The organism is Nocardioides nematodiphilus (assembly GCF_020216525.1).
Classification (GTDB): Bacteria; Actinomycetota; Actinomycetes; order Propionibacteriales; family Nocardioidaceae; genus Nocardioides; species Nocardioides nematodiphilus.
Map to the genome: position 1 here is coordinate 145,755 of NZ_JAIWOY010000001.1, position 24,310 is coordinate 170,064.

General features: G+C 72.0%; 20 protein-coding genes. 10 read left to right on the forward strand and 10 right to left on the reverse strand.

Going from position 1 to position 24,310, the window contains the following annotated elements:
- Positions 1 to 35 precede the first annotated feature (35 nt).
- The 6 genes from KSO98_RS00755 to KSO98_RS00780 all read left to right on the forward strand — a co-directional run bounded on the left by KSO98_RS00755 (position 36) and on the right by KSO98_RS00780 (position 7,358).
- Positions 36 to 821 (forward strand): phosphatase PAP2 family protein, encoded by a 786-nt coding sequence (locus tag KSO98_RS00755; RefSeq protein ID WP_225282855.1) that lies wholly within the window; start codon positions 36 to 38, stop codon positions 819 to 821.
- Positions 818 to 2,338, forward strand: a complete 1,521-nt coding sequence (locus KSO98_RS00760; protein ID WP_225282856.1) for an MXAN_6640 family putative metalloprotease — start codon at positions 818 to 820, stop codon at positions 2,336 to 2,338. Before KSO98_RS00755 ends, KSO98_RS00760 begins: the two co-directional genes overlap by 4 nt.
- Positions 2,335 to 4,269, forward strand: coding sequence for an ATP-dependent DNA helicase (locus KSO98_RS00765; RefSeq protein ID WP_225282857.1), 1,935 nt, complete (start codon positions 2,335 to 2,337; stop codon positions 4,267 to 4,269). The genes KSO98_RS00760 and KSO98_RS00765 overlap by 4 nt, the downstream gene beginning before the upstream one ends.
- Before the next feature lie 227 nt (positions 4,270 to 4,496).
- Positions 4,497 to 5,699, forward strand: a complete 1,203-nt coding sequence (gene serA / locus KSO98_RS00770) for a phosphoglycerate dehydrogenase (RefSeq protein WP_225282858.1) — start codon at positions 4,497 to 4,499, stop codon at positions 5,697 to 5,699.
- A gap of 113 nt (positions 5,700 to 5,812) precedes the next feature.
- A complete protein-coding gene (locus tag KSO98_RS00775) occupies positions 5,813 to 6,991 on the forward strand; it encodes an MFS transporter (RefSeq protein ID WP_225282859.1) in 1,179 nt (392 codons plus the stop codon).
- Positions 6,992 to 7,013: 22 nt separating this feature from the next.
- A complete protein-coding gene (locus KSO98_RS00780) occupies positions 7,014 to 7,358 on the forward strand; it encodes a DUF8819 family protein (RefSeq protein ID WP_225282860.1) in 345 nt (114 codons plus the stop codon).
- 14 nt (positions 7,359 to 7,372) lie between these two features.
- On the opposite strand, the gene KSO98_RS00785 is transcribed toward KSO98_RS00780, so the two are convergent.
- The gene (locus KSO98_RS00785) at positions 7,373 to 8,050 is read right to left on the reverse strand and encodes a GntR family transcriptional regulator (RefSeq protein ID WP_225282861.1); all 678 of its coding nucleotides are present in this window, start codon (positions 8,048 to 8,050) and stop codon (positions 7,373 to 7,375) included.
- 129 nt (positions 8,051 to 8,179) lie between these two features.
- On the opposite strand from KSO98_RS00785, the gene KSO98_RS00790 reads away from it, so the two are divergent.
- Positions 8,180 to 8,803, forward strand: coding sequence for an alpha-ketoglutarate-dependent dioxygenase AlkB (locus KSO98_RS00790; RefSeq protein WP_225282862.1), 624 nt, complete (start codon positions 8,180 to 8,182; stop codon positions 8,801 to 8,803).
- 9 nt (positions 8,804 to 8,812) lie between these two features.
- Here the strand turns inward: KSO98_RS00790 and KSO98_RS00795 are convergent, their stop codons facing one another.
- The 7 genes from KSO98_RS00795 to KSO98_RS00825 all read right to left on the reverse strand — a co-directional run bounded on the left by KSO98_RS00795 (position 8,813) and on the right by KSO98_RS00825 (position 16,774).
- Positions 8,813 to 9,724, reverse strand: coding sequence for an exonuclease/endonuclease/phosphatase family protein (locus KSO98_RS00795; protein WP_225282863.1), 912 nt, complete (start codon positions 9,722 to 9,724; stop codon positions 8,813 to 8,815).
- A 37-nt stretch (positions 9,725 to 9,761) separates the two neighbouring features.
- A complete protein-coding gene (locus KSO98_RS00800) occupies positions 9,762 to 10,322 on the reverse strand; it encodes a LemA family protein (protein ID WP_225282864.1) in 561 nt (186 codons plus the stop codon).
- A gap of 23 nt (positions 10,323 to 10,345) precedes the next feature.
- Positions 10,346 to 12,130 (reverse strand): DUF2207 domain-containing protein, encoded by a 1,785-nt coding sequence (locus tag KSO98_RS00805; RefSeq protein ID WP_225282865.1) that lies wholly within the window; start codon positions 12,128 to 12,130, stop codon positions 10,346 to 10,348.
- Positions 12,131 to 12,221: 91 nt separating this feature from the next.
- Positions 12,222 to 12,923 (reverse strand): SRPBCC family protein, encoded by a 702-nt coding sequence (locus tag KSO98_RS00810; RefSeq protein WP_225282866.1) that lies wholly within the window; start codon positions 12,921 to 12,923, stop codon positions 12,222 to 12,224.
- A 4-nt stretch (positions 12,924 to 12,927) separates the two neighbouring features.
- Positions 12,928 to 13,791, reverse strand: coding sequence for an FAD binding domain-containing protein (locus KSO98_RS00815; RefSeq protein WP_225282867.1), 864 nt, complete (start codon positions 13,789 to 13,791; stop codon positions 12,928 to 12,930).
- Positions 13,788 to 16,292: a xanthine dehydrogenase family protein molybdopterin-binding subunit gene (locus KSO98_RS00820; protein ID WP_225282868.1), complete on the reverse strand. Its 2,505-nt coding sequence runs from the start codon at positions 16,290 to 16,292 to the stop codon at positions 13,788 to 13,790. The genes KSO98_RS00815 and KSO98_RS00820 overlap by 4 nt, the downstream gene beginning before the upstream one ends.
- Positions 16,289 to 16,774, reverse strand: a complete 486-nt coding sequence (locus KSO98_RS00825) for a (2Fe-2S)-binding protein (protein WP_225282869.1) — start codon at positions 16,772 to 16,774, stop codon at positions 16,289 to 16,291. The genes KSO98_RS00820 and KSO98_RS00825 overlap by 4 nt, the downstream gene beginning before the upstream one ends.
- A gap of 89 nt (positions 16,775 to 16,863) precedes the next feature.
- Here KSO98_RS00825 and KSO98_RS00830 point away from each other — a divergent pair, with 89 nt between their 5' ends.
- The 3 genes from KSO98_RS00830 to KSO98_RS00840 are packed head-to-tail and all read left to right on the forward strand — an operon-like array spanning position 16,864 to position 19,795.
- A complete protein-coding gene (locus KSO98_RS00830; protein ID WP_225282870.1) occupies positions 16,864 to 17,724 on the forward strand; it encodes a tryptophan 2,3-dioxygenase in 861 nt (286 codons plus the stop codon).
- Positions 17,721 to 18,584 carry an amidohydrolase family protein gene (locus KSO98_RS00835; RefSeq protein ID WP_225282871.1) on the forward strand — a complete coding sequence of 288 codons (864 nt, stop codon included), beginning with the start codon at positions 17,721 to 17,723 and terminating at the stop codon, positions 18,582 to 18,584. The genes KSO98_RS00830 and KSO98_RS00835 overlap by 4 nt, the downstream gene beginning before the upstream one ends.
- The gene (locus KSO98_RS00840) at positions 18,581 to 19,795 is read left to right on the forward strand and encodes a kynureninase (protein ID WP_225282872.1); all 1,215 of its coding nucleotides are present in this window, start codon (positions 18,581 to 18,583) and stop codon (positions 19,793 to 19,795) included. The genes KSO98_RS00835 and KSO98_RS00840 overlap by 4 nt, the downstream gene beginning before the upstream one ends.
- A 6-nt stretch (positions 19,796 to 19,801) precedes the next feature.
- Here the strand turns inward: KSO98_RS00840 and KSO98_RS00845 are convergent, their stop codons facing one another.
- Positions 19,802 to 21,034: a helix-turn-helix domain-containing protein gene (locus KSO98_RS00845; protein ID WP_225282873.1), complete on the reverse strand. Its 1,233-nt coding sequence runs from the start codon at positions 21,032 to 21,034 to the stop codon at positions 19,802 to 19,804.
- A gap of 83 nt (positions 21,035 to 21,117) precedes the next feature.
- On the reverse strand, positions 21,118 to 24,282 hold the full coding sequence (locus KSO98_RS00850) for a glucan 1,4-alpha-glucosidase (protein ID WP_225282874.1): 3,165 nt from the start codon (positions 24,280 to 24,282) through the stop codon (positions 21,118 to 21,120).
- Between the last annotated feature and the right edge of the window lie 28 nt (positions 24,283 to 24,310).

Genomic DNA, 24,310 nt, shown 5'->3' on the forward strand with positions numbered 1-24,310 from the left:
GGTCCCATCGGGCTTTTTCTCAGGAGGCAGAGGACGTGCAGGAGAACGCGATCGCCGGGGACGAGGCGGTCATCGCCCCGCCGGTGACGCCGCCGTCCCTGCGCCAGCGTCTCGCGCCTGTGAGCGCCGGCGTACGCGAGCTGCTCCTCATCACCGCCCTCTACATCGCCTATACCTCCTCGCGCCTCCTCGCGAGCAACGACGAGCAGGCTGCGGTCCACCGCGCCAAGGTGCTGCTGCGCATCCAGAAGGCCGCTCGGCTCAACTGGGAGCACGTGGTCAACGGCTTCTTCGTCCGCCACGACGCGATCGGCATCTTCGCCTCGTTCTGGTACGCCAGCGCGCACTACATCGTGACGCTGAGCGTGCTGGTCTGGCTCTACTTCAAGGGCCGGGACGCGTACCTGCCCGCGCGCCGCGCGCTGATGGTCGCGACCGTGCTGGCGCTGTCCCTCTACCTCATGCTGCCCACCGCCCCGCCGCGCTTCCTCGAGGGCTACACCGACGTCCTCTCACTGCACTCCGACGTGGGCTGGTGGGGCGCCGACGCGTCCGCTCCCAAGGGCCTGGGCCACCTCACCAACGAGCTGGCCGCCTTCCCGTCGCTGCATGCCGGCTGGTCGCTGTGGTGCGCCCTCGTCCTGCAGCGACACGCCCGGTGGCGGATCGTGAAGATCTTCGGCTGGCTCGGAGCCTTCGTCACCGCTGCCGCCGTGGTGGGCACCGCCAACCACTGGGTGCTCGACGTCCTGGTCGGCTGGATGGTCACCATCGCCGGCGTCGTGGCGGTTTGGGAGTTGGCACCTAAACTGCCGGAGTGACGCGCCCTCTTCGCCGCCCCGCCGCCGCTCTGACGACCCTCGTGATCGTGGTGACGTCGCTGCTGATGGTGTCCGTCGCGACGCCCGCTCAGGCGCGCGATCACGCGCCCCAGGACTCGGCCGTACGACTGCCCGCGGCGAGCTCGCTGGCCGCCGGCGAGGACGCCTCGATGTACCTGCGCCGGCTCGCGCTGAGCAAGCCCTCCCTGCGCGGCTCCGCCCGCAAGCAGGCGGACGCGCTCACCGCGCGCCCGCGGCTCTACGGCGAGCGGATCATCTGCTCGGCCACCGCGCCCATCTGCGTCCACTACGCCTCCGCGGGCGCCGACGCCCCGAGGACCAGCGCCATCACCCCGCAGGTCGTGCTGAGCAACCTCGAGCACATCTACGCGGTCTACCAGAGCTCCGGCTACCGGATGCCCGAGGCCGACCACACCACCGGCGGCGGCACGACCCAGGTCAACGGCCTGCCTGTGCCCGCCGACGACGTGGACATCTACCTGGCCAACATCGGCAGCCACGGCTACTACGGCTACTGCGCCCCCGAGCCGCTCGCGACGTCGCCGAACGCCCACCACACGCCGGCGTTCTGCGTGCTGGAGAACGACTTCGCCGAGTTCCACGACGGCACCGCGCTGTCCAACCTGCAGGTGACCGCGGCACACGAGTTCTTCCACGCGGTGCAGTTCGCCTACGACGCCTCCGAGGACCCGTGGTTCATGGAGTCCACCGCGGTGTGGGTCGAGGACCAGGTCTTCGACAGCATCAACGACAACACCCAGTACCTCCCGTACGGCCCGCTGGGCAAGCCGTCGCTCTCGCTCGACAAGAACACCACCTTCGGCGTGTACGGCGGGTGGATCTTCTTCCGCTGGGTCACCGAGCACCGGCCCGCGCTGGTCGGCAAGATGCCCGGGATCATCCGCTCGATGTGGGAGCGCGCCGCCGCCGGCAGCCATGACCACTACTCCCTGCAGGCGGTCGCCGGGGCCCTCAAGGCCGCCGGCCTGCCCCTGCGCACGGCCTTCGCGCGCTTCGCGGCGGACAACCGCGCGCCGCGCAGCGCGTACTCCGAGGGTCGCGCCAACCGCTACCCGATCGCCGCCCCCGCCAACCGGTACCGGCTGAGCGGCGCCCGTACGGTCACCGGCACCTCCCGGGTGAGCCACCTCGCCGCCGCCACCGAGCGGTTCACGCCGCGGGGCCGCCACCTGCGCGGCAAGCACGCCCGGCTGCGCCTGACGATCAACATGGACGACACCGCGCGCGGCAGCGCCGCCATCGTCACGATCTACCCGCGCCACGGCCACCGCACGGTCCGTACGGTGCACCTCAACCGCCGCGGCGGCGGCTCCACGTCGGTGCCGTTCAGCTCGCGCCGGATCAAGCGCGTCGAGCTGACGATGAGCAACGCCAGCACCCGGATGCAGTGCTGGGTCGGCGCGCGCTACTCCTGCCAGGGCCAGCCGCGAGACATGCGCGTCAAGGAGAGCTTCGCCGCCCAGGTCCGCCCGTGACGACGCCCGTCTCCGAGCTGCTGGCCGACGCCGTCGACGCCCTCGGCGGCAGCACCCGTGAGGGCCAGGTGCAGATGGCCGAGGCGGTCGCCGATGCCTTCGGCGCCAAGCAGCACCTGCTCGTCCAGGCCGGTACGGGCACCGGGAAGTCGCTCGCGTACCTCGTGCCGGCGCTGGTGCACGACAAGCGCGTCGTGGTCGCGACCGCGACCCTCGCGCTGCAGCACCAGCTCGTCGAGCGCGACCTGCCGCGACTGGTCAAGGCGCTCAAGGGCCGCAAGCTCGACACCTCGTACGCGGTCCTCAAGGGCCGCTCGAACTACGCATGCCTGCACCGGATCCGCGAGGGCGTCCCGGACGACCAGGGCACGCTGACGATGGACATCGCCATGGGCGACATGGCCAAGAAGGTCCTCGAGCTGCGCGAGTGGGCCGACGAGGAGGCCAACGACGGCGGGACGGGCGAGCGCGACAACGCGCCCCGGCACACCGACCGCGAGTGGCGCCAGGTCTCGGTCACCTCACGCGACTGCCTGACCGCGGCCAAGTGCCCGTTCGGCCAGGAGTGCTTCCCCGAGCGGGCGAAGGAGAAGGCCGCCAAGTCGCACCTCATCGTCACCAACCACTCGCTGCTCGCGATCGATGCGATCGAGGGCATCCCGATGATCCCCGAGTACGACGCCGTGGTGATCGACGAGGCGCACGAGCTGGTCGCGCGGGTGACCCAGGCGGCCACCGGCGAGCTCACCTTCACCGATGTCGACCGGGCCGCGCGTCGCTCCAACCGGCACGTCGACGGCACCGAGGCCGACGACCTGGCCGACGCCGGCGACGCACTGAAGGCCGCGATGCAGGAGACGCGGGCCGGGCGCCTGGAGACGCTGCCGCTGGATCTCGCGGACGCGCTGATCCTGGTCCGCGACGCGGCCCGGGCGTGCCTGTCGGCCTACCCGAAGCAGTCGTCGGAGGACGGCGCCGACCCCGGGCTGACCCAGGCCAAGGGCAGCGTGCAGGAGGTCTTCGAGATCGCCGAGCGGATGGCCGAGCACAAGGAGTCCGACGTGCTCTGGCTCGCCGAGGGAACCGAGCGGATCCCGCCGCGGCTGTGCATCGCGCCGCTGCAGGTGTGGGCGCAGATGCGCGAGCGGCTGCTGACGGACAAGACCGTGGTCTTCGCCTCGGCGACGCTGAAGCTGGGCGGCGACTTCGGCGTCGTCGCCGGCTCGCTCGGGCTGCGCAAGGACGACGAGGAGCTCCCGTGGCGTGGTCTCGACGTCGGCTCGCCGTTCGACTACGGCAAGCAGGGCATCCTGTACGTCGCCCGCCACCTCCCCCAGCCGGGCCGCGACGGGATGGCGCCGGCGGTCCTCGACGAGATCGTCGAGCTGATCGACGCCGCCGACGGTCGGGCGCTGGGCCTGTTCTCCTCGCGGCGGGCGGCCGACGCGGCCGCGGAGGCCGTACGCAAGCGGCTGCCGCACCTGACCACGCTGGCGCAGGGCGACGCGCAGCTGCCCGAGCTGGCCGCGCAGTTCGTCTCCGACCCGCACACGGTGCTCTTCGGGACGCTGTCGCTGTGGCAGGGTCTCGACGTCCCGGGCGACACCTGCCAACTGGTGATGATCGACCGGATCCCGTTCCCGCGCCCCGACGACCCGCTGATGAGCGCGCGCCAGCAGGCCGCCGACAAGGCCGGCGGCAACGGCTTCATGCAGGTCGCGGCCACCCACGCCGCGCTCCTGCTCGCGCAGGGCACCGGCCGCCTGATCCGTACGACCTCGGACCGCGGCGTCGTCGCCATCCTCGACCCGCGCCTGGCGACGGCGCGCTACGGCGGCTTCCTCAAGGCCAGCCTGCCGCCGATGTGGTCGACCACCGACCCCGCCATCGCCCGCCAGGCGCTCAAGCGGCTCGCCGCCGCGGCGAAGTAGCGACACGGCACGCGGCCCTTGTAACGCGGTGTTACAGGCTGTTCTGCGGTGCTGCAGCACCGCACAACACGGTGTAACACCGCGTTACATGCCAGCGGCGGCGGACGCAGCCGCATCGCACCATCGCCTCGGCGACAACGACGCCGTATCAACGCCCGGCCCGTGTCCCGTCCCACCAGGCGTCGACGACTGAGCCCCATCAGCGGCGGCCCCCTAGAATTCACGGTGTGAAGGTGCTGCTGCTTGAGAACATCCATCAGGTCGCTGTCGAGAACCTCGAGCGAGCCGGCTACGAAGTCGAGCTCCGCCAGGCGAGCATGTCCGAGGACGAGCTCATCGCCGCGCTGCCCGGAGTCGCGATGCTCGGCATCCGCTCCAACACCCACATCACCCAGAAGGTCCTGGACAACGCTCCGGACCTGCTGGCGATCGGGTGCTTCTGCATCGGCACCAACCAGGTCGACCTGGCCGCCGCGGCGGCCAAGGGCGTCGCGGTGTTCAACGCGCCGTACTCCAACACCCGCTCGGTCGTCGAGCTCGTGATCGCCGAGATCATCAGCCTCGCGCGCCGCCTGCCGGACAAGACCCAGAAGATGCACGCCGGCATCTGGGACAAGTCCGCCAAGGGCAGCCACGAGGTCCGCGGCCGCACGCTCGGCATCGTCGGGTACGGCAACATCGGCACCCAGCTCTCCAACCTCGCCGAGGCGCTCGGCCTCAACGTCATCTTCTTCGACGTCGCCGACCGGCTGCGCCACGGCAACGCCCGCCGGATGCCGTCCCTCGAGGCGCTCCTGGCCGAGGCCGACGTCGTCTCGCTGCACGTCGACGGGCGCCCGGGCAACGCCGGCATCTTCGGCGACGAGCAGTTCCGCCTGATGAAGCCGCGCTCGATCTTCATCAACGCCGCCCGCGGCATGGTCGTCGACACCACCTCGCTGCGCGAGCACATCCTGTCCGGCCACATCGCCGGCGCCGCGCTCGACGTGTTCCCGGTCGAGCCGAAGGCCCAGGGCGACGAGTTCGAGTCGCCGCTGCGCGGGCTCGACAACGTCATCCTCACCCCGCACGTCGGTGGCTCGACGCAGGAGGCGCAGGAGGAGATCGGCTACTTCGTCTCCAACAAGCTGCGCGACTTCGACCAGCTGGGCTCGACCGCACTGAGCGTCGACCTGCCGGCCGCCCAGGCGCCGGAGCTGACCGAGGGCCACCACCGGATCGCCTACCTGCACATCAACGTCCCCGGCGTGCTGGCCGAGGTCAACAACGTGCTGGCCGCCGAGGGCGCCAACGTCACGGGCCAGTACCTCGCGACCAAGGGCGAGCAGGGCTACGTCGTCACCGACACCAGCGAGCCGGTCTCCGAGGCCGCCCTCAGCAAGCTGCAGGACTCGCCGCACACGATCTGGCTGCGTTCCTACAGCGCCTGACGCGCCACGCTCCACCCTCGGCCGGAGGATCCATCGCGGATCCTCCGGCCGATCTCTTTCGTACCCGAACGACGATTGGGTCTTTGCCATCGTGGCCCCGGATGATCTGACCCGTGAGTCTGGGGAACTACGCCGCGCTGATGCGCAACCCGACCGTGCGCAACATCCTGGTCCTCGGCTTCGTCATCCGGGTCCCGATCTGGGCCTGCAACATCGCGATCACGCTGCACGTGGTCAACCACCTGCACCGCTCCTACACCCAGGCCGGCGCGGTCACGATGGCCTCGGCCCTGGCGTTGGCGCTCAGCAACCCGTGGCGCGGCCGGCTGGTCGACCGGATCGGCGTCCGCCGGGCGATCGCGCCCTCCCTGGTGGTGACCGCGCTCGCGTGGGGTGTCGCCCCCTGGGTGGGCTACTGGCCGATGCTCGTGCTGGTCGTCGTCGCGGGACTGTTCGCGGTGCCGACCTTCGCGATCGTGCGCGCGGTGCTCATCTCCAGCGTGAGCGACCAGCAGCGCACCTCAGCACTGGCCATCGACTCGGTCGTGACCGAGGCCTCCTACATGGTCGGCCCGATCCTGGGCGTCATGGCAGCGACCTACCTGCCGACCACCTGGGCGCTGCTGCTGTGCCAGGCCGCCTCCGTCGCCGCGGCGGCCCTGCTGTGGCTGAACAATCCCTCGGTGAGCGGTGACGCGATCGCCGAGGAGGAGGCACAGCACGCCCCGGTGCGCAGCTGGCTGACGCCTCAGGTGGGCCTGATCCTGGTCGCCAGCGCGGCCGCGACCCTGATCCTGACCAGTGAGGAGCTCGGCTCCGTCGCGGCGATGCGCTCGATGGGGCACAGCGGCTGGCTCGGCTGGGAGCTCGCCCTGTGGGGCGCGGGCTCGGCGATCGGCGGACTGACGTACGGCGTCCTGCATCGCCATCCGCCCACGGGCGTCCTGCTCGCGCTGCTGGGCGCCACCACCGCGCTGGTCGCGGTCGCCCCGAACACGACGTGGTTCACCGTGCTGCTCTTCCTCAGCGGTGTCTTCTGCGCCCCCACGATCACCGCGACCGCCGACGACCTGTCCCGGCTGGTGCCGCGCGCCGTGCGCAGCGAGTCGATGGGCTGGCACGGTGCCGCTCTCACCCTGGGCAGCGCCGTCGGAGCGCCGATCGTCGGGTGGGTGATGGACGAGGGCGGCTGGGCGCGCGGCTTCCTCGCCGGCGGCCTGGCGGGGCTCGCGATCGCCCTGCTCAGCCTCGGCGCCGTCGCCCGGCACACCAGCAGCCAGGCGCGTGGTTGAACGGTTTGGGAGGATGGGGGCGATGGATGCCGCTCACCTGCTCGACGCCCGCGCTCGCGTGCTCGCCGACCTGACCGCCCGCAACCTCGCCGGCCCCGTCGCCGTCTCCGCTCTGGAGGACGCGATCTCCGAACGGGGATGGTGGGTCGATCAGTGGCCGGCGGGCGTCCAGTACGTCGCCGGGCTGATCGCCCAGGACGTCCAGGACGCCCTCTTCGCCGACGTCGGGCGCTGGCCGGTGTGCGAGCACTGCCCCGCGGAGGCGCCGGTGCACTCGCTCTTCATCTCCCCCGACCTCGGCGGGCCGGACCCGGTCTGGGTCTGCGAGGAGAGCGGTACGGAGATCGCGCCGCTCGGCGGTCTCTGACCGCGCCGCGCGGACTACTCGCTCTGGCCGAGCTGCAGCCGCAGCGTGAACCGGTCGGCGCGGAAGGTCGAGCGGGAGACCTCGACGACCTTCTCCTCGGCGAAGGCGCGCCGCTGCTGACGCAGCACGGGCGCACCGGCGTCCACCTCGAGGTGCACGGCCTCCTCCTCGGTGGCGAGGTCGGCGTTGACGTTGTCCTCGGCCCAGGTCGGGCGCATGCCGCGGTCGCCGAGCTCGTCGTACAGGGAGACCGGCATGCCGCTCTGGAGGAAGCCGGGCAGGAGGATCTCGTTGAGGTACGCGTCCTCGATGCACATCGGCATCGCGTCGGCGCGACGCAGACGCCGCCAGTGGATCACCGCGTCGCCGGGGGTGAGGCCGAGGGCGCGCGCGACGCCGGGGCCGGCCTGCTCGAGGCGGGCCAGCAGGGTGACCGACTCGGGCAGCATCCCGCGACGGCGCATGTCCTCGCTGAAGCTCAGCACCGGGGTGGGCGCGCGGCGGGGCCGGGCGACGAAGGTGCCGCGGCCGGGGATCCGCTCCAGCAGACCCTCGACGACCAGCGCGTCCATGGCCTGCCGGACGGTCATCCGGGCGACGCCGAAGAGGTTGACGAGCTCACGCTCCGAGGGGGCGGCGGACCCGGGGATGCTGCCGGCGACCAAGGCCCGGACGTACTCACGCACTTTCACGTGCTTGAGTGACTGCGCCCCCACGCTTACCCCTTCCATGACGGACCCACGGTAGGACGGCACGACACGCCGCGTCCCGGGAATGGGGAAGTTCGAACGTCTGTTCGACGGGCGGAGTACCGTGGAGCCATGGACTTCCAGAGCACGCTCTTCGCCGCCGAGGTCACCACCGGGGACGCCAGCCCCCGCTGCGACGGTCTGGTCCGCACGACGCTCAGCGACGGCGCATGGATCGACGTCGCGCGCGGCTGGCTGCCCGCCGCGGACGACGTCTTCGACACCCTGCGCAGCGTCGTGCCGTGGCGCGCGGAGCGCCGCCAGATGTACGAGCGGATGGTCGACGTACCGCGGCTCGTGCACACCTACCTGGCCGGCGACGAGCTCCCCCACCCGATGCTCGTCGCCGCCAGGGAGTCGCTCAGCGAGCACTACCTGCCCGAGCTGGGCGAGCGGTTCCGTACGGCGGGGTGCTGCTTCTACCGCGACGGCAACGACTCGGTCGCGTGGCACGGCGACAAGATCGGCAAGGGCCGCTCCGCGGACACCATGGTCGCGATCGTCTCGCTCGGTGACCCTCGCCGGCTCGCCCTACGCCCCGTCGGCGGAGGTGCCTCGATCAGCGTCGAGATGGGGCACGGCGACCTGGTGGTGATGGGCGGCAGCTGCCAGCGCACCTGGGAGCACGCCGTGCCGAAGGTCGCCCATGCCGGGCCGCGGATGTCGGTGCAGTTCCGACCGCTGAACGTCTTCTGAGCCGCGCCGCTACGGCACGTTGTAGGACGACAGCAGCGGGTAGTGCTGCCCGATGTCGAAGCGCGACTGGCGCAGCACCCGCACCGACGCGGCCGGCTGCAGCGCGTAGATCGCGTCGAGGTAGGAGCCGTTGCCGGTGGACGTCCCTCGACCCGGCTTGATCCGGCCTCGCGTCTCCCAGGAGGCCACCAGGTGGTGGCGGTGCAGGTGGGAGTAGGCGAGCGCACGGCGGTGCAGCTCCTTGTCCGCCATGTAGTTGTCGTTGAAGTCGCCGAGGACCCAGACGCGGCCGCCGGACCAGCTGCGCTCGGTCGCGATGATCCGGTCCAGGCCCTTGACCTGGTCCTTGTACATCCGGACCCGGCGCGGCACGCCCTTGACCGGCTTCCCCTTGTCGACCGCCTGGTGGAGCATGTGCACGTCGATCACCGACAGCACCTGGCCGGTGGCGCGGTTGCGCAGCCGGGCCACCGTGGCCTTCTTGGTCGGCTGCCAGATCGTCCCGCGTCCGGTCGGGGCCTCGACCCTGCGTCCTGCCGCCATCGGCGCGGAGCGGCCGCCCACCAGGCTGTAGAGGGAGTCGTTCCACAGGATCGGGTCCTGGGTGTGCCGCGGGACGTAGCTCCCGATCCCGGGCAGCCCCTCCAGGACCTCCTTCTTCGCCTTCCCGGCGACCTCCTGCATGCCGGCGATGTCGGTGTACGGGAGGAACTGCCCGACCGCGGTGCGCCAGGTGTCGAGCGGCACGTCGGCGTCGAGGTTGAAGGTGCCGATGCGCAGCGCCGTCGAGCGGGCGTGGGCCTGGAGCGGTGCGGGATCGGCTGCGGCCGCGGAGGCCGACGGCTGGCCGGAGAGCAGCAGAGCACTGATCCCACCAGCCAGCAGGACGGATCGCAGCACCGAGAAGCGTTGAGTCGTCATGGATCGATGATGACCACAGACGGCGTCGTACGACGAATCAGAACTGCACGGTCGGGGCCTGCTGCTGGCCGGCGGGCGCCTGGTAGAAGTCGCGCTTGCCGACGCCGGCGACGCCGCTGAAGAGCATCCACGGGATCGTGACGACCAGCTTGTTCAGCGTCGCGACGGCGTCGTTGTAGAACTGGCGCGCGAAGGCGAGCTGGTTCTCGGTGTCGGCGAGCTGCTTCTGCAGCTCCAGGAAGTTCTGGTTGGCCTTGAGGTCGGGGTAGGCCTCGGCGGTGGCGTTGAGCCTCACCAGCGCGCCCTGCAGCTCCGCGTCGGCGGCGGCCTTGGCGGGCACGTTCGAGCCGGCGGCCGCGGTGGCGACCGAGGCACGGGCGCGCGTGACCTCCTCGAGCACCTCGCGCTCGTGCGCGGCGTACCCCTTGACGGTCTCGACGAGGTTGGGGACCAGCTCGGCGCGGCGGGTGAGCTGCACGTCGATGCCGCCGAGCGCCTCCTGCGCGGCGACGTCACTGGTGCGCAGCCTGTTGAAGCCGACCACGCCGAAGAGCGCGAGCAGCACCACGACGACGATGACGATGATGGCGATGACCATGTTGTTGTCCTTGTTCTCGAGGGTTACCAGGAGCCGCCGCCACCGCCCCCTCCGCCACCACCGCCGCTGAACCCGCCCCCGCCGGAGGACGAGTGCTGGGTCGCGGTGTAGGAGGAGATGGCGGAACTCACGGTGCTGTTGAAGTCGTGCACCATCGCGTCGGCGAAGTTGCCGCCGTGCGCGCCGGTGTAGCCGGCGAAGAAGAACGGGACGGGCGGCTCGGAGCCGGTCTCCGCGCGATACTTCTTCGCCCACTCCTTCGCGCAGCCCATCGCGACCGCCCACGGGATGTAGGCGGTGTAGAGCTCCTGGCGCCCGGAGAAGTCGAAGCGCTGCTCGCTGCTCGGAGTCGACAGGATGCGCTTGAAGCCGCCGACCTCCGACCAGAGCCGGCGCCCCGGCGTGGTGCGCTTCGTACCGGCACCGGTGCGGGCCATCGAGATGCCGCAGATCGCGAACGCGCCGGGGATGATGCCGAGCATCGACATCCCCAGCGGGCGCAGGAAGAGACAGACGCCGGCCAGGACCAGCCCGGCGATCACGAGGATGCCGCCGAACGGCCCGACGCCCGTACGGGAGAGGTTGCCCGAGCGGATGCCCCAGTCCTTGACCTCCTTCTCGAAGCTGTCGATGACGGACTTGAGGAACTGTCCATCGGTGACGTTCTTGCGGGTGATCGTGGTGGTGCTGTGGGGAGCGGCGCCGACGAAGCGGTCGATCAGGTCGAGCGTGACCGGATCCAGGTCGCGGCCGTCGGTCAGGCGGGTGAGGGTCCAGGCCTTGTCGTTCTGCTCCATCCGGATCGCGCCGCGCTCGGCGGCGTGCAGCAGCGAGCCGACGAAGGCCTCGCGCGGGATCCGCTCGTCCATCACGTAGACCGCCTGCGCCGGCCCGAGGCCGGCGGGCGGGACGTAGAGGATCTGGTACGCCGGCCTGCGCTCGCAAGCGTTGGCGCCGAGCGCCCCTCCGCCGATGGCCGCGCCGATGCCGACCACGACGACCATAACCAGCAGCGCCGGGCTGGTGCCGAAGACCGGGTCGAGGCGGGCCGTCCAGGGCAGGTGGTTGCCCTCCGCAGGCGTGTCGATGCCCATTCCGGCCTGGATGGTGACCGGCGTACGGGCGTCGAGGTGGTCCAGGTGCAGCGCGAGCCGCTGGGTGCCGTCGCCGTCGACCTGGCACGGCGCGGCGGCGTCACCCCAGCCGACCAGGCAGCCGGTGCGCCCCTCGGCGCTGGGCAGCACGGCGGCGGAGGGCAGCGTGACGTCGACGTCGACGTCGTCCATCTGCTGCTGCCAGCCGCCGGGGACGACGTTCCAGTAGAAGAGGCTGCCGCCGGCGCTCTGCTCCCAGGACGGGTCGCGGTCGCCGGGCAGCAGCACGCCGGGGATCGTGTAGCTGATCGTGTAGTGGTGCGTGCCGATCGACAGGGTGCGATCCGCCGAGCCGATCTTGAGCACGGTGTAGCGGCCGAGGCCGCGGCTCTGCTTCTCGTACGGCTCCGGCTGGCCGTCGCGGGTGACCGAGATGGCCGCCGGGTCGCGGCGTGCGTGCGGGGCGTTGCCGTCGTTGCGGTCGAAGAACCGGAAGATGCCGTGCCGGTCGCCGGTGCTGACCTGGAGGTCGATCTGCTCGACAGCGGTCAGCTCGCCGTCGGCGGCGACGTCGAACGCCGCGTGGTAGCTCGTGATCCGCGTCGGCTCGTAGCCGCCGTCCCCCTCGCCGCCCATCCCCCAGAAGAGCGCGGGCGCGCAGAGCACCGCCGCGATCAGGAGGATGCCGAGGATGTACGCCGGGACACGGGTCACGCTCGAACACTAGGCGATCAAGCGAGCGGCAGCGCGAGCGAGGGACGAGCTCAGGCGTTGTCCGCGAGCGCGGGAGCCAGCCGCGAAGCGGCTAGGGTCGGCGGCCCCGGCGGCGCCACAGGATGAGCACAAGAACCAGCGCGCCGAGCCCCGCCGCGGCCTGCTTGCCGTACGACTTGAGCAGCACCGGCAGGACGGTCGCACCCAGGTCGATGGCGTCGTCCCGCGGGGGCTGGGTCCGGACCGGCGCCGTGGGCAGCGACGGGGCTGCGACGGGTGCGGGCGCGGCGGCCCCAGATGCAGAGTCGGCGGCCGCTGGTGCCGGTTCGGCGGCGTGCTCCCCCGATTCGGCGGAGCGGTGCTCGAGGCAGGCGACGAACTGGGCGAGCAGCTTGTCGGAGACGTCCTGCATCACCCCGCGGCCGAACTGGGCGGGCTTGCCGGTGATCGTCAGGTCGGTGTCGATCCGCACGTCGGTGCTGGTGCCGTCGGCCGTCGCCGCCATCGTCGCGTTGACGATCGCGCCGGCGGTCCCGTTGCCACGCTTGTCGCGGCCCTTGGCCTCGACGGTGAAGGTGTGCGCGGCCGGGTCCTTGGCGACGAACGCCCCTGAGCCGGCGTAGACCAGCGCGATCGGCCCGAGCTTCACCTTCACGGTGCCCTCGAAGGTGTCTCCCTCGGCGGCGGTGACCTGCGCGCCGGGGAAGCAGGTCGCGAGGTCCGCGATCTCGCCGAAGCGCGCCCAGGTCTCCTCGACGGTGCCCGGCACGGTGAAGCGGTGGCTCAGCTCCACGCCCTCACCCCTCCCCGAGCCCGGCAGCGGCCGCGAGCGCGCGCCGGGTGAGGACCTGGGCCAGGTGGAGCCGGTACTCGGCGCTGCCGTTGAGATCGGTCGGCGGGTTGGTGCCCTCGACGGCGCGGCCCGCCGCGGCCGCGAACGACTCGGCGCTCGCCGGCTGCCCGACCAGCGCCTCCTCGACACCGCGGGCACGGATCGGGGTGCTGCCCATGTTGGTCAGCCCGACCCCGGCGCCCGTGACCGTGCCACCCTCGACCCGGACCGTCGCGGCGACCGCGCAGATCGGCCACTGGTGCTCGACGCGGACGAACTTCTCATAGCGCGAGCCCCAGCCGGTGTGCTTGGGGATCCGGACCTCGACGAGGATCTCGTCCTCGCCGATCGCGGTCTCGAAGAGGTCCACGAAGAAGTCGTCGGCGTCCACCTGGCGCATGCCGCCGGCGCCGGCGATGACGAAGACCGCGCCCAGCGCCCGGGCCGGCCCGCCCAGGTCACCGGCCGGGTCGGCGTGCGCGAGGGCCCCGCCGAAGGTGCCGCGGTGGCGTACCTGCACGTCGGCGAGCCGCTCGACGGCGGCGCTGATGAGGCCGGCGTGCTGCGCCACGAGCGGGTCGTTGCCGACCACGCTGTGGGGCGTCATCGCGCCGATCACGATCGCATCGCCCTCCTCCCGGATCCCGCGCAGGGAGTCGATGCGGCCCAGGTCGATGATCCACTCGGGGGCGTTGAGCCGCATCCGCAGCACCGGCAGGAGGCTCTGGCCGCCGGCGAGGATCTTCGCCTCATCGCCGTGCTCCCGGAGCGCGGCGAGGGCCTCATCGAGGGAGGTCGGGGCGACGTAGTCGAAGGGTGCGGGGATCACTGGTCTGCTCCTGTCGTACGGTCCACGGTCCCGGACATCCCGGTCGACTCGTCGAAGTGCGGTGCGGCCGCACCGGGCGTCTCGCCACCGGCGCCACCGCCCTGGATGGCCCGCCAGACCCGCTCGGGCGTGCAGGGCATCGCGACGTCGTGCACGCCGTAGGGCCGCAGCGCGTCGACCACGGCGTTGACGACCGCCGGCGTCGAGGCGATGGTGCCCGCCTCGCCGACGCCCTTCGCGCCGAGGCTGTTGGTGGTGGCCGGCGAGGTGGTGTGGTCGATCTGGAAGCTGATCGTGTCGGCCGCGGTCGGCAGGAGGTAGTCCACGAAGCTGCCGGTCACCAGGGTGCCGCCCTCGTCGTGCACGGCCTCCTCGAACAGCGCCTGCGCGATGCCCTGGACCAGGCCGCCGTGCACCTGGCCGGCGACGATCAGCGGGTTGATCACCACGCCGATGTCGTCGCAGGCGACGTAGGAGCGCATCGTCACCTTGCCGGTCTCGGTGTCGACCTCGACCGCGCACAGATGGGTGCCGTGCGGGTAGTTGAAGTTCACCGGGTCGAAGGTCGCCTCCGCGTCGATCGAGGGCTCCATCCCGTCGGGCAGGTTGTGCGCGGCGAAGGTCGCGGTGGCCAGGTCCTGCAGCGCCACCCCGGCGTCGGTGCCGCGCACCCCGAAGCGGCCGTCCTTGAACTCCAGGTCCTCGACGCTCGCCTCGAGCAGGTGCGCCGCGAGCGGGCGGGCCTTCTCGATCACCTTGTCCGCGGCCCGTACGACCGCCTCACCGCCGACGACGAGCGAGCGCGAGCCGTACGTGTCGAGTCCCTTGTGGGCGATCTGGGTGTCACCGTGCAGCACCTCGACGTCCTCGAACGGCACCCCGAGCCGGTCGGCGACGATCTGGCTGAACGCCGTCTCGTGGCCCTGGCCGTGCGCGCTGGCGCCGGTGACGACCTCGACCTTGCCGGTGGCGAGCATCCGGATGCTGGCGTGCTCCCAGCCGCCGGCGCCGTAGTCGAGACTGCCCAGCACGCGGCTCGGCGCGAGCCCGCACATCTCGGTGAACGTCGAGACCCCGATGCCGAGCTGGACCTTGTCGCCGGACTCGCGGCGGCGCTGCTGCTCGGCGCGCAGCTCGTCGTAGCCGAACATCTCCTTGGCGCGTGCGGTGGCGGCCTCGTAGTTCCCGGAGTCGTACTCCAGGCCCGCCACCGTGGTGAACGGGAACTCCTCGTGCGTGATCCAGTTGCGCTGGCGGATCTCGAGCGGGTCGACGCCGACCTCGGCGGCGAGCTCGTCCATCAGCCGCTCGATCGCGAAGGTCGCCTCGGGCCGGCCGGCGCCGCGGTAGGCGTCGGTCCAGGTCTTGTTGGTCAGCACCGTCTGGCAGGCGAAGTGGTAGGCCGGGAACTTGTAGATGGCGTTGAACATGAACGCGCCGAGCACCGGCACGCCACCGCCGACGATCGCCACGTACGCCCCCAGGTCGGCGAGCAGCTCGACCTTCAAGCCGGTGACCCTGCCGTCCCTGCCCGCGGCCAGCGTCAGCTTCTGCCACTGGTCGCGGCCGTGGTGGGCGCTCATCAGGGACTCGGAGCGGGTCTCGGTGTACTTCACCGGCTTGCCCAGGCGACGGGCCAGCGCGAAGACGATCATCTCCTCCGGTGTCTGCTGCAGCTTGCCGCCGAAGCCGCCGCCCACGTCGGGGGCGATCACCCGGATCTTCGACTCCGGCACGCCGGTGGTCGCGGCCAGCGCGAAGCGCAGGATGTGCGGGATCTGGGTGGCCGACCACATCGTGATCTGCTCCCCGGTCGGGTCGACCACGGTGCTGCGCGGCTCCATGAAGGCCGGGATGAGGCGCTGCTGGCGGTACTCGCGCTCGAGCACGATCCCGTCGGTGCGCGCCGCGGCGATGGCCTGCTCGACGTCGCCGCCGGTGCCGGCCTGGCCGCTGTCGAAGACCCAGTACGCGCTCTTGTTGGTGCCCAGGTCGGGGTGCGCCAGCGCTCCGCCGTTCTCCGCGGTGGCCGCAGCCGCCTCCTTGAGATCCAGCGCGGCCGGCAGCTCGTCGTAGTCGACCTCGACCAGCTCGGCGGCGTCGCGCGCCTCCGCGGCCGTACGGGCGACCACGACCGCCACGATCTCGCCGGCGAACGCGGCCCGGTCCGACGCGATCGGCGCGTGGCCCGGCGTGACCTGCTCGGGGGTGATCGGCCAGGCGTTGATGCAGACGCCGAGGCTCTCGTCGAGATCGGCGGCGGTGACGACGTCCACGATGCCGGTGGCCTGCTTGGCCGCGGTCGCGTCGATGCCGGTGATCCGCGCGTGGGCGAAGGGGCTGCGCACCATCGCCAGGTGCAGCATCCCGGGCAAGGTGATGTTGTCGGTCCAGCGGGTGCGACCGGTGATCAGCCGCGCGTCCTCCTTGCGGCGGCGATCGCGCCCGATCTCCTTCTCCAGGGCGGGAGCCGGGGACGCTGACTCTTCGACGGCGGTCATGCGGTCACCTCGTTCGGTGCGACGGGTTGGCCGCTGGCGTGCTGCACCGCGCGGACGATGTTGTGGTAGCCCGTGCAGCGGCAGAGGTTGCCCTCGATGCCGAGCCGGATCTCCTCCTCGGTCGGCTTCGGGTTGTCCTTCAGCAGATCGACGCTCTGCATGATCATCCCCGGCGTGCAGAAGCCGCACTGTAGGCCGTGGCACTCGCGGAAGGCCTCCTGCACCGGGTGCAGCTGTCCGTTCTGGGCCAGCCCCTCGATGGTGGTGACCTCGCTCCCGTCGGCCTGCACGGCCAGGACGTTGCACGACTTCACCGACCGGCCGTCGAGGTGGACGGTGCAGGCACCGCAGTTGCTGGTGTCGCAGCCGACGACGGTGCCGGTCTTGCCGAGCTTCTCGCGCAGGTACTGCACCAGCAGCATCCGCGGCTCGATGTCATCGGCGACCCGCATGCCGTCGACGACGAGGTTGATCCGGGTCATGGGCTCTCCCGTGGGGCGCTCCGATATGGTCCAGATCACAGTAGGGACGCGAGGGTTGGTCCCTGGTTGGTGCACCTGGGAGGCGCGTGATGAGCACGGACGACCGTACGGAAGACGCCGGGCTGCGCCCGCTCGAGGAGGGCGTACGGACCGACCTGGCGGCGGAGATGACCTACGCCGACTATCTGGGGCTCGAGCGCCTGCTGAGCGCGCAGCACCCGCTCAGCGACCACCCCGATGAGCTGCTCTTCATCATCCAGCACCAGACCACCGAGCTGTGGTTCACCCTCGTCCTGCACGAGCTGCGGGGCGTGCGCCGCTACCTGGACGAGGACGACGTGTCGCGGGCCCGCAAGGGGCTGGCGCGGGTCAAGCACATCTTCCGCACGCTCACCGAGCAGTGGTCGGTGCTGGCGACGCTGACCCCGACGGAGTACGGCGAGTTCCGCGGCGTGCTGGCCTCCGCCTCGGGCTTCCAGTCGGCGCAGTACCGAGCGGTGGAGTTCCTGCTCGGCAACAAGCACCCGGGCATGCTCAAGGTCTTCGAGTCGGATCCGCCGGCACACGCGATGCTCGCCGAGCTGCTCGACTCCCCCACCGTCTACGACGCGTTCCTACGGCAGCTGGCCCGTCAGGGTCACCCGATCCCGGCCGAGGTGCTCGAGCGCGACGTCAGCCGGCCGTGGGTGCAGCAGGCGGCGCTGGTCCCGGTCTTCGCGGAGATCTACGGCGACACCGAGACCCACTGGGCCGCCTATGCGACGTGCGAGGACCTGGTCGACCTGGAGGACGCCTTCCAGCTGTGGCGCTTCCGGCACCTGCGCACGGTGCAGCGCACCATCGGCTTCAAGACCGGCACCGGCGGCTCCTCGGGCGTCGGCTTCCTGAAGCGGGCGCTGGACCTCACGTTCTTCCCCGAGCTCTACGAGGTCCGTACGGTGTTGGGATGAGCGCGACGATGACGCGCCTGCCGGGCGTGATCGACCGGCACGTGCACCTGGGACTGGTCGATCACGCCCCGCTGACCAGGTCGCCGCTGGTGGAGGTGCACGACCTGGGCTGGTCGCCCACGGCCGCCGCCGCCTGGCGCGCGTCGCCTCCCGGCGACCTGGTGACCGTCCGGGCGGCAGGGCCGTTCCACACCGCCCCCGGCGGCTACCCGACCGGGCGGTCCTGGGCGCCGGGCGACGCCGTCCGCGCGGTGCCCGACCCTACTGCGGCCCGGTCCGCCGTCGCGACGCTGGTCCAGGAGGGCTTCGACGCGGTCAAGATCACCCTGCACACCGAGATGCCGCTGCTCTCCTACGCCGCGCTGCGGGCGCTGGTCGAGGCCGCCCACGACGCCGGGCTGCCCGCGCTCGTCCACGCCGAGGGCGAGGGTCAGGCCGCACGGGCGATCGATGCCGGCGCCGACGTCCTGGTGCACGCCCCCTGGACCGAACGGCTCGACGACGAGGTCCTGGCGCGAGGCACGTCGATGACCTGGATCTCCACGCTCGCGATCCATGACGAGGCACACCGGGCCATCGCCCTCGACAACCTGCGCCGCTTCCGCAAGCACGGCGGAACGGTCGTGTACGGCACCGACATGGGCAACGGGCCGACGCCGGTCGGCCCGAACCCCGACGAGATCCGGCTGCTCGGCGCCGCGGGCCTGGTCGGCGACGACCTGCTCGTCGCGGTGCTCGGGCCACTCGAGGACCCCGCTCCCGAGCGGACCCTGGTCTCCTCCATGCCGCGTCCGCGCGGCGCCGAGGACCTGATCGCCTGGCTGGCCTCCGCCACCCGACTCACCCTGGAGCAACCGTGACCGACCTCGACGCCCGGGCCAAGGAGCTCGACGCCGCCGACCCGCTGGCGCACCATCGCGACGCGTTCGTCCGTACGGAGGGCGTGACCGCCTACCTCGACGGCAACTCGCTCGGCCGGCCGCTGCACGCCACCGGAGCCGCGCTCGCGGACTTCGTCGGGACGACGTGGGGCGACCGCCTGATCCGGGCCTGGGACGAGGAGTGGATGGACGCCCCGACCGTGCTCGGCGACCGGATCGGCCGGGTCCTGCTCGGCGCCGCCGCCGGACAGACCATCGTCGGCGACTCGACGACGGTGATGCTCTACAAGCTGGCGCACGCCGCTCTCACCGCACAGCCGGACCGCGACGAGGTCGTCGCGTGTGCCGACGACTTCCCCACCGACCGCTTCATCCTGGAGGGACTGGCCGCCGAGCGGGGTCTGACGATGCGCTGGCTGAGCGTCGACCCGCGCACCGGGGTGACCCTCGAGCAGGTCGAGGGAGTGCTGTCGGAGCGGACGGCGCTCGTCCTGCTCAGCCACGTCTCGTACCGGTCGGCGTGGATCGCCGACATGGCCGGCATCACCGCGGCCGCCCACCGGGTAGGCGCGCTGGTGCTGTGGGACCTCTGCCACGCGGTCGGCGTCCTCGACCTCGCCCTCGACGCGCTCGGCGTCGACCTGGCCGTGGGCTGCACGTACAAGTACCTGAACGGCGGTCCCGGCGCCCCCGCGTTCGGCTATGTCGCCACCGGCCTGCACGAGCGGCTGCGTCAGCCGATCCAGGGCTGGATGGGTGCGGCCGACCCGTTCGCGATGGGCGAGCGGTACGAGCCCGCGAGCGGCATCCGGCGCTTCATCAGCGGCACCCCGCCGATCGTCGGGATGCTGCCGATGCGCGGCATGCTCGACCTGCTGGAGGCGGCCGGCATCGCGTCGGTGCGGGCGAAGTCGGTGGCGCTGACCGAGCTCGCGATCGAGGTGCACGACGAGCTGCTCGCGCCGCTCGGCGTCGAGCTGGCCTCGCCCCGCGACCCCGCGCTACGCGGCGGTCACGTGACCCTCGATCACCCCCGCTTCCGCGAGCTCACCGTCGGCCTGTGGGAGCGCGGCGTCATCCCCGACTTCCGCCCGCCGCACGGCCTGCGCATCGGGCTCTCCCCGCTGAGCACGAGCTTCACCGAGGTCGTGATCGGCCTCACCGAGGGCGCCGCCCTCCTGGAGCGGTAGTCCGCGCTATCGGGCGGCGGCCAGCCTCGCCTTGAGCAGCGGTACGGCCGGGTGCGGCCGCCCGGCGAGCGACCGGAGCGCCGCCTCCACGACCGCGGTGTCGTGCGGGGCCAGCTCGGCGTAGCGCAGCACCGCATCGGGGTCGGGCTGCGCGATCAGCGCCTCGCGCAGCGCCACCGCGACGTACTCCCCCAGCTCGGCCAGTGCCGGGCTGTTGGTGCCGGGCAGCAGGTCGCCCCCGTACGCCTCGACGGCCGTCGCCACCTGGCCGCGGCGCAGCAGCGCGAGCACGTGCTCGACGTCGGTGGCGGTCGGCATCAGCAGCCGGTAGGGGCGCGAGGCGAGCTGGCCGCCGAGCGTGTGCCGCAGGTGCGAGACCTCGGCCTTCAACGTCGAGAACGTGACGGCCTCGTCGCCGTAGAGCATCGCGTGCAGCTGCTCGAGGGAGAGCCCCTCGGGGTGCAGCGCGAGCAGGGCGAGGATCTCGCTCTGGCGCCGGTTGAGCAGCAGGCGCTGGCCGTCGAAGCGGGTCTCGGCGGTGCCGAGCAGGGTCATCACCAGCCCCGAGCCCACTCCACCCGTCAGCTCCGCGTCACCGCGCGGCGGCGGCACGGTCCGGCGCGGCAGCGCCGACTCGATCAGGCGCGCCATCACCCGCGCCGTGGCCAGCCCGATCGGGTGGGTGCGGTTCCATGTGGTGGAGAGGTCGATGACGCCGAGCTGATCCCCGGTGACCGGGTCGTGCACGGGCGCGGCCCAGCACACCCAGTTGTGCACCACCTCGGCGTAGTGCTCGGCGCTGAACACCATCGCCGGCGCGTCGGTGCGCAGCGCGAGGTCGAGGGCGTTGGTGCCGACCGACTCGTCGTCCCATCGCCCGCCGGGCACGAAGTTCACCGTCTCGGCCTTGCGCCGCATCACCCGCCCGCCGTACGTCCACAGGATCCGGGTGTCCGGGTCGGTGACCGCGATGACGAGGTCGCCGTCCTCGGCCGTGCGGCGCAGGTCCTCCTCGACGCACTCGACCGCCGCCTGCAGCGGCGACTCGCGCCAGTAGGCGGCCGTCTCGGCCTCGTCGGCCAGCGGCGCCTGGCGTACGTCGGCGGCGATGCTCGCGCCCGACCGGGTCCAGCTGCTCAGCAGCTCCGGGCGCACGGCGGCGGTGTCGCCCTCGGAGACGAAGGCGGTCCAGGCGCGCAGGGCATCGATCCGACGGGCCTGCAGCTCCGCGTGCGCCATGCGCCCACGCTAACCGTGGATGTGATCCCTGTCACTGCCTCGCGCCAGGGTGGTCACCTCCCCGTCAGCGTGGGCGCACCCCCTCACCCGAGCCCGACGTACGGCAGCACGACGGGCGATCCGGAGCGCCAGTCGAGCACCGAGGACTGGGCGGTGCCGCTCGGGGTGAGGATGTCCAGGACGTTGGGGTCGGAGCTGTCGGTGTCCTTGGCCGCGTTGTCGCCGGTCCACTCCCCGGCACCGCCGCCGAAGCGGTAGTCGTGGATCCAGCTCATGCCGGTGCCCACGGTGCTGTCCCAGTAGGCCTGGGAGTAGACCGGCCGGATGCCGCCGATGCCCTCCCCGCCGGCCTCGTCCGCGTGGCCCATCATGGTCAGCGCGTACGTGGCGTGCGACAGATCCGCGGGCAGCAGGTCACGCGGCACCGAGACCACCACGGTGTGCGTCTCGGGGATCGCTGCCTGGGTCGGAGCGCCGAGGTTGGCGCCGGATGCGTCGTGGATCGCGGCGTTCCAGCCGTCGGCGGAGACCACCAGGTCGTACGGTGCCTCGAGCTCGGCGTTGGTGCCCGGCAACGCCGGGACCGCTCCCGTGCCGGAGCCGGTGCGGACGTAGATGTCGAACCGCTGCAGTGACACCGCGTTGCCGCCCCACGGGCTGGTCAGCGCGCCGTCGATGGTGACGGCGAAGTTGACCTGCGTCGGGTCCTCGTACGCCGCCAGCCTCGTGACGTCGAAGGCGCCCGGGGTGAAGTCGGGGCTGGCCGGGTAGACGTAGCTGCCCGGGCCGTGGTCGTCGCCCGCGGGGTCGCTGACCGACCCGAGGGGCGTGCCGAGGTTGGTCGAGATGACGGTGCGCTGGGCCAGCGCCGTGCCGCCGGCCGCGCTCGCGGCCGCGACGGTGATCACGTTGCGCCCTCGGGCGACGTCGACCGTCGCGCTGAAGGTGCCGTCGGCGGCGACCGGGACGCTGGTGGTGGTCGTGCCGACGTGGACGACGACCTGGGCGGCGTCGGTCGTGCCGGTGACCTCCACGGTGGCGGCGTCGGTCTGGGCGCCGTCGTCGGGGCCGGTCAGGGTCAGCGTCGGGGCGGCCGGGCGCGCCCCGGCGTAGCGGTCCTCGACGACCTGCGGCGTCTCGACGGGGTGGCCGGCGTCGATCGACTGCGCCAGCCGGACGAACTGCGCCATCGACCACGACAGCGGGGTGGCCGAGCCGGTGCCGCGCCCGATCCGGTCGCCGGTGTCCCAGACCTGCTCGGGGATCATGTAGCCCGCGTTGGCCGCGCCCGCCATCGTGCGCAGGTAGCCCATCGCGTCGGTCCTCGAGGCACCGGCCGCCAACGCGTACTCGCCGCGCTCGCCGGAGAGCAGCGGCCACAGCCGCCCGACGCCCATCCCGTCGTACGGGCTGCCGTCGGCCTTCTCGCCGTACCCGTCGTGGTTGTAGCGGTACCACATCGGGCCCTCGGGGGTGTCGACCTTGATGGTCGAGTCGATCTCGGGCAGCGAGGCCAGCACGTCGGGGTCGTTCGCCGGGAGCACGCCGAGGCGGACCAGGTCGAGGAAGCCGGCGTCGACGATCGAGCGCTCGTCGTGGGTGCCGCCGCCGTTGTTGAGGTCGAGCGGGTGGCCGTCGTTCGGGTTGCCGTTGTCGTCGATCCGCTCGAAGTAGCGGCCGTCGCCCAGCGGGCCGGTGGTGGTGAAGGTCTGGTCCTTCACCTGCGAGCGCCAGTGGTCGGCGGTGGCGAGGTAGAGCGTGGCCGAGGCGGCGTCGCCGGCCTGCCTGGCCAGGTCCGCGGCGGCGACCAGGCCCGCGATCTCGGCGGCGATGGTGGAGGGTGAGTAGCCGCTCTCCTCCTCCCAGCGCTCCTGCGGCGTGGACGGGCCGCGCCCGACCAGGAAGTCGGCGGCGCGCTTCACGTTGTCCCAGCGGTCCGTACGGCCGAGCTCATCGGCGAGCACGATCGGGAACGCGACCTCGTCGAGCTGCAGGCTGCCCCAGTACGGGGTGCCGTTGAGCCGCGTGTTCTGCGGGAAGGAGCCGTCCGGCTTCTGCTGCACGTCGAAGAGGTAGTCGAGGCTGCGGTCGGCCGCAGCGGTGTCGCCGACGGCGATCTGCGCCGAGGCGATCTGGTACAGGTCGCGCGCCCAGACCAGGTGGTAGCCGCCCACGCCGGGCTCGTCGGCGTTGCTGGCCTCGCCCCACGGGACGGTCAGGGAGGCGATGTTCGCGCCGCGGTAGGTCTTGTCCTCGTGCGCGCGCAGGCTCATGACCGCGACGTCGTACTGCGTCAGCAGGCCGGCGTCGTGGCGCACGCTGTCCGGCGCCCGGTCGATCGAGCGCAGGTAGCGCGACCAGCCCTTGTCGTAGTCGCGGCTGGCGCGGTCGAAGCCGGTCCGGAGGGATCCGCCGACCGCCCGCTCGGCGGCAGCGGTGTCAGAGCCGAAGCCGAGCGCGATGGTGGCGTGAGCATCGCCCCGCCTGTCGCTCGCCAGCCGGCCGATCTGGACGACGTTGCCGTCGGGGGCCGAGGCGTAGTGGTGGTCGAGCGTGTGGTCGCTCGCCAGGTCGGTCCAGCCGTCGCTGCTGCCGGCGTACCCGCTCGAGACCGCTGTGAAGGCCGGCTCGGCGCGCAGCGCGCTCGCGACCGGGGTGTCGGTGGTGGCGTCCTCGGCGAGCAGGGTCGCGCCGTCGGTGGTGGCGGTGTCGTGCTTGCCGGAGTTGGCCAGCGACGGGTCGTAGAGGACGTAGGCGCTGTAGTGGCCGCCATCGAGGCTCTGCACCGCCACGTCGGCGAGCACGGTGTCGCGCTCCGGGTCGGTGGTGTACGTCTTCGTGATCCGGTAGCGGCCGTCCTTGTCGGTGTCGACCTGGCGGTAGCTCAGCGACTCGCGATCCAGCAGCCGGATGCTGTGGGTGGTGTCGGTGTCCTCGCGGTCGGTGAACGTCCTCCCGTCCGTGACGACCAGCTGCAGGCTGGTCACGTTCGCGACGTCCACGCGCGGGTAGTAGACCTCCGACATCGCGCCCTCGGTGAGGCTGAACCACACCTTGGAGGCGGTCCCCGCGCTGGTGCCGATGCCGTCCTTGGCGCCGGTCGTCCAGTGCGACCCCGCCCCCGGCCCGTCAGGCGCGGTACCGCTGGCGGCCGGCGACGCGGGCGGTGCCGGCGGTGCGGCCTGCGCCCAGCCGCTCCACGAGGCCAGCACGAGGGCGGATGCCCCCGCGATGACGGTTCCGGACATGACTACACGCCGCATGGCGCCCTCCCGA

Bases quoted from the DNA above. Each gene is read 5' to 3' on its own strand.
- KSO98_RS00850 (WP_225282874.1), bottom strand. From the start codon at position 24,282: ATGTCCGGAACCGTCATCGCGGGGGCATCCGCCCTCGTGCTGGCCTCG.
- KSO98_RS00830 (WP_225282870.1), top strand. From the start codon at position 16,864: ATGAGCACGGACGACCGTACGGAAGACGCCGGGCTGCGCCCGCTCGAG.
- KSO98_RS00790 (WP_225282862.1), top strand. From the start codon at position 8,180: ATGGACTTCCAGAGCACGCTCTTCGCCGCCGAGGTCACCACCGGGGAC.
- KSO98_RS00800 (WP_225282864.1), bottom strand. From the start codon at position 10,322: ATGGTCATCGCCATCATCGTCATCGTCGTCGTGGTGCTGCTCGCGCTC.
- KSO98_RS00780 (WP_225282860.1), top strand. From the start codon at position 7,014: ATGGATGCCGCTCACCTGCTCGACGCCCGCGCTCGCGTGCTCGCCGAC.
- KSO98_RS00820 (WP_225282868.1), bottom strand. From the start codon at position 16,292: ATGACCGCCGTCGAAGAGTCAGCGTCCCCGGCTCCCGCCCTGGAGAAG.
- KSO98_RS00845 (WP_225282873.1), bottom strand. From the start codon at position 21,034: ATGGCGCACGCGGAGCTGCAGGCCCGTCGGATCGATGCCCTGCGCGCC.
- KSO98_RS00835 (WP_225282871.1), top strand. From the start codon at position 17,721: ATGAGCGCGACGATGACGCGCCTGCCGGGCGTGATCGACCGGCACGTG.
- KSO98_RS00825 (WP_225282869.1), bottom strand. From the start codon at position 16,774: ATGACCCGGATCAACCTCGTCGTCGACGGCATGCGGGTCGCCGATGAC.
- KSO98_RS00795 (WP_225282863.1), bottom strand. From the start codon at position 9,724: ATGACGACTCAACGCTTCTCGGTGCTGCGATCCGTCCTGCTGGCTGGT.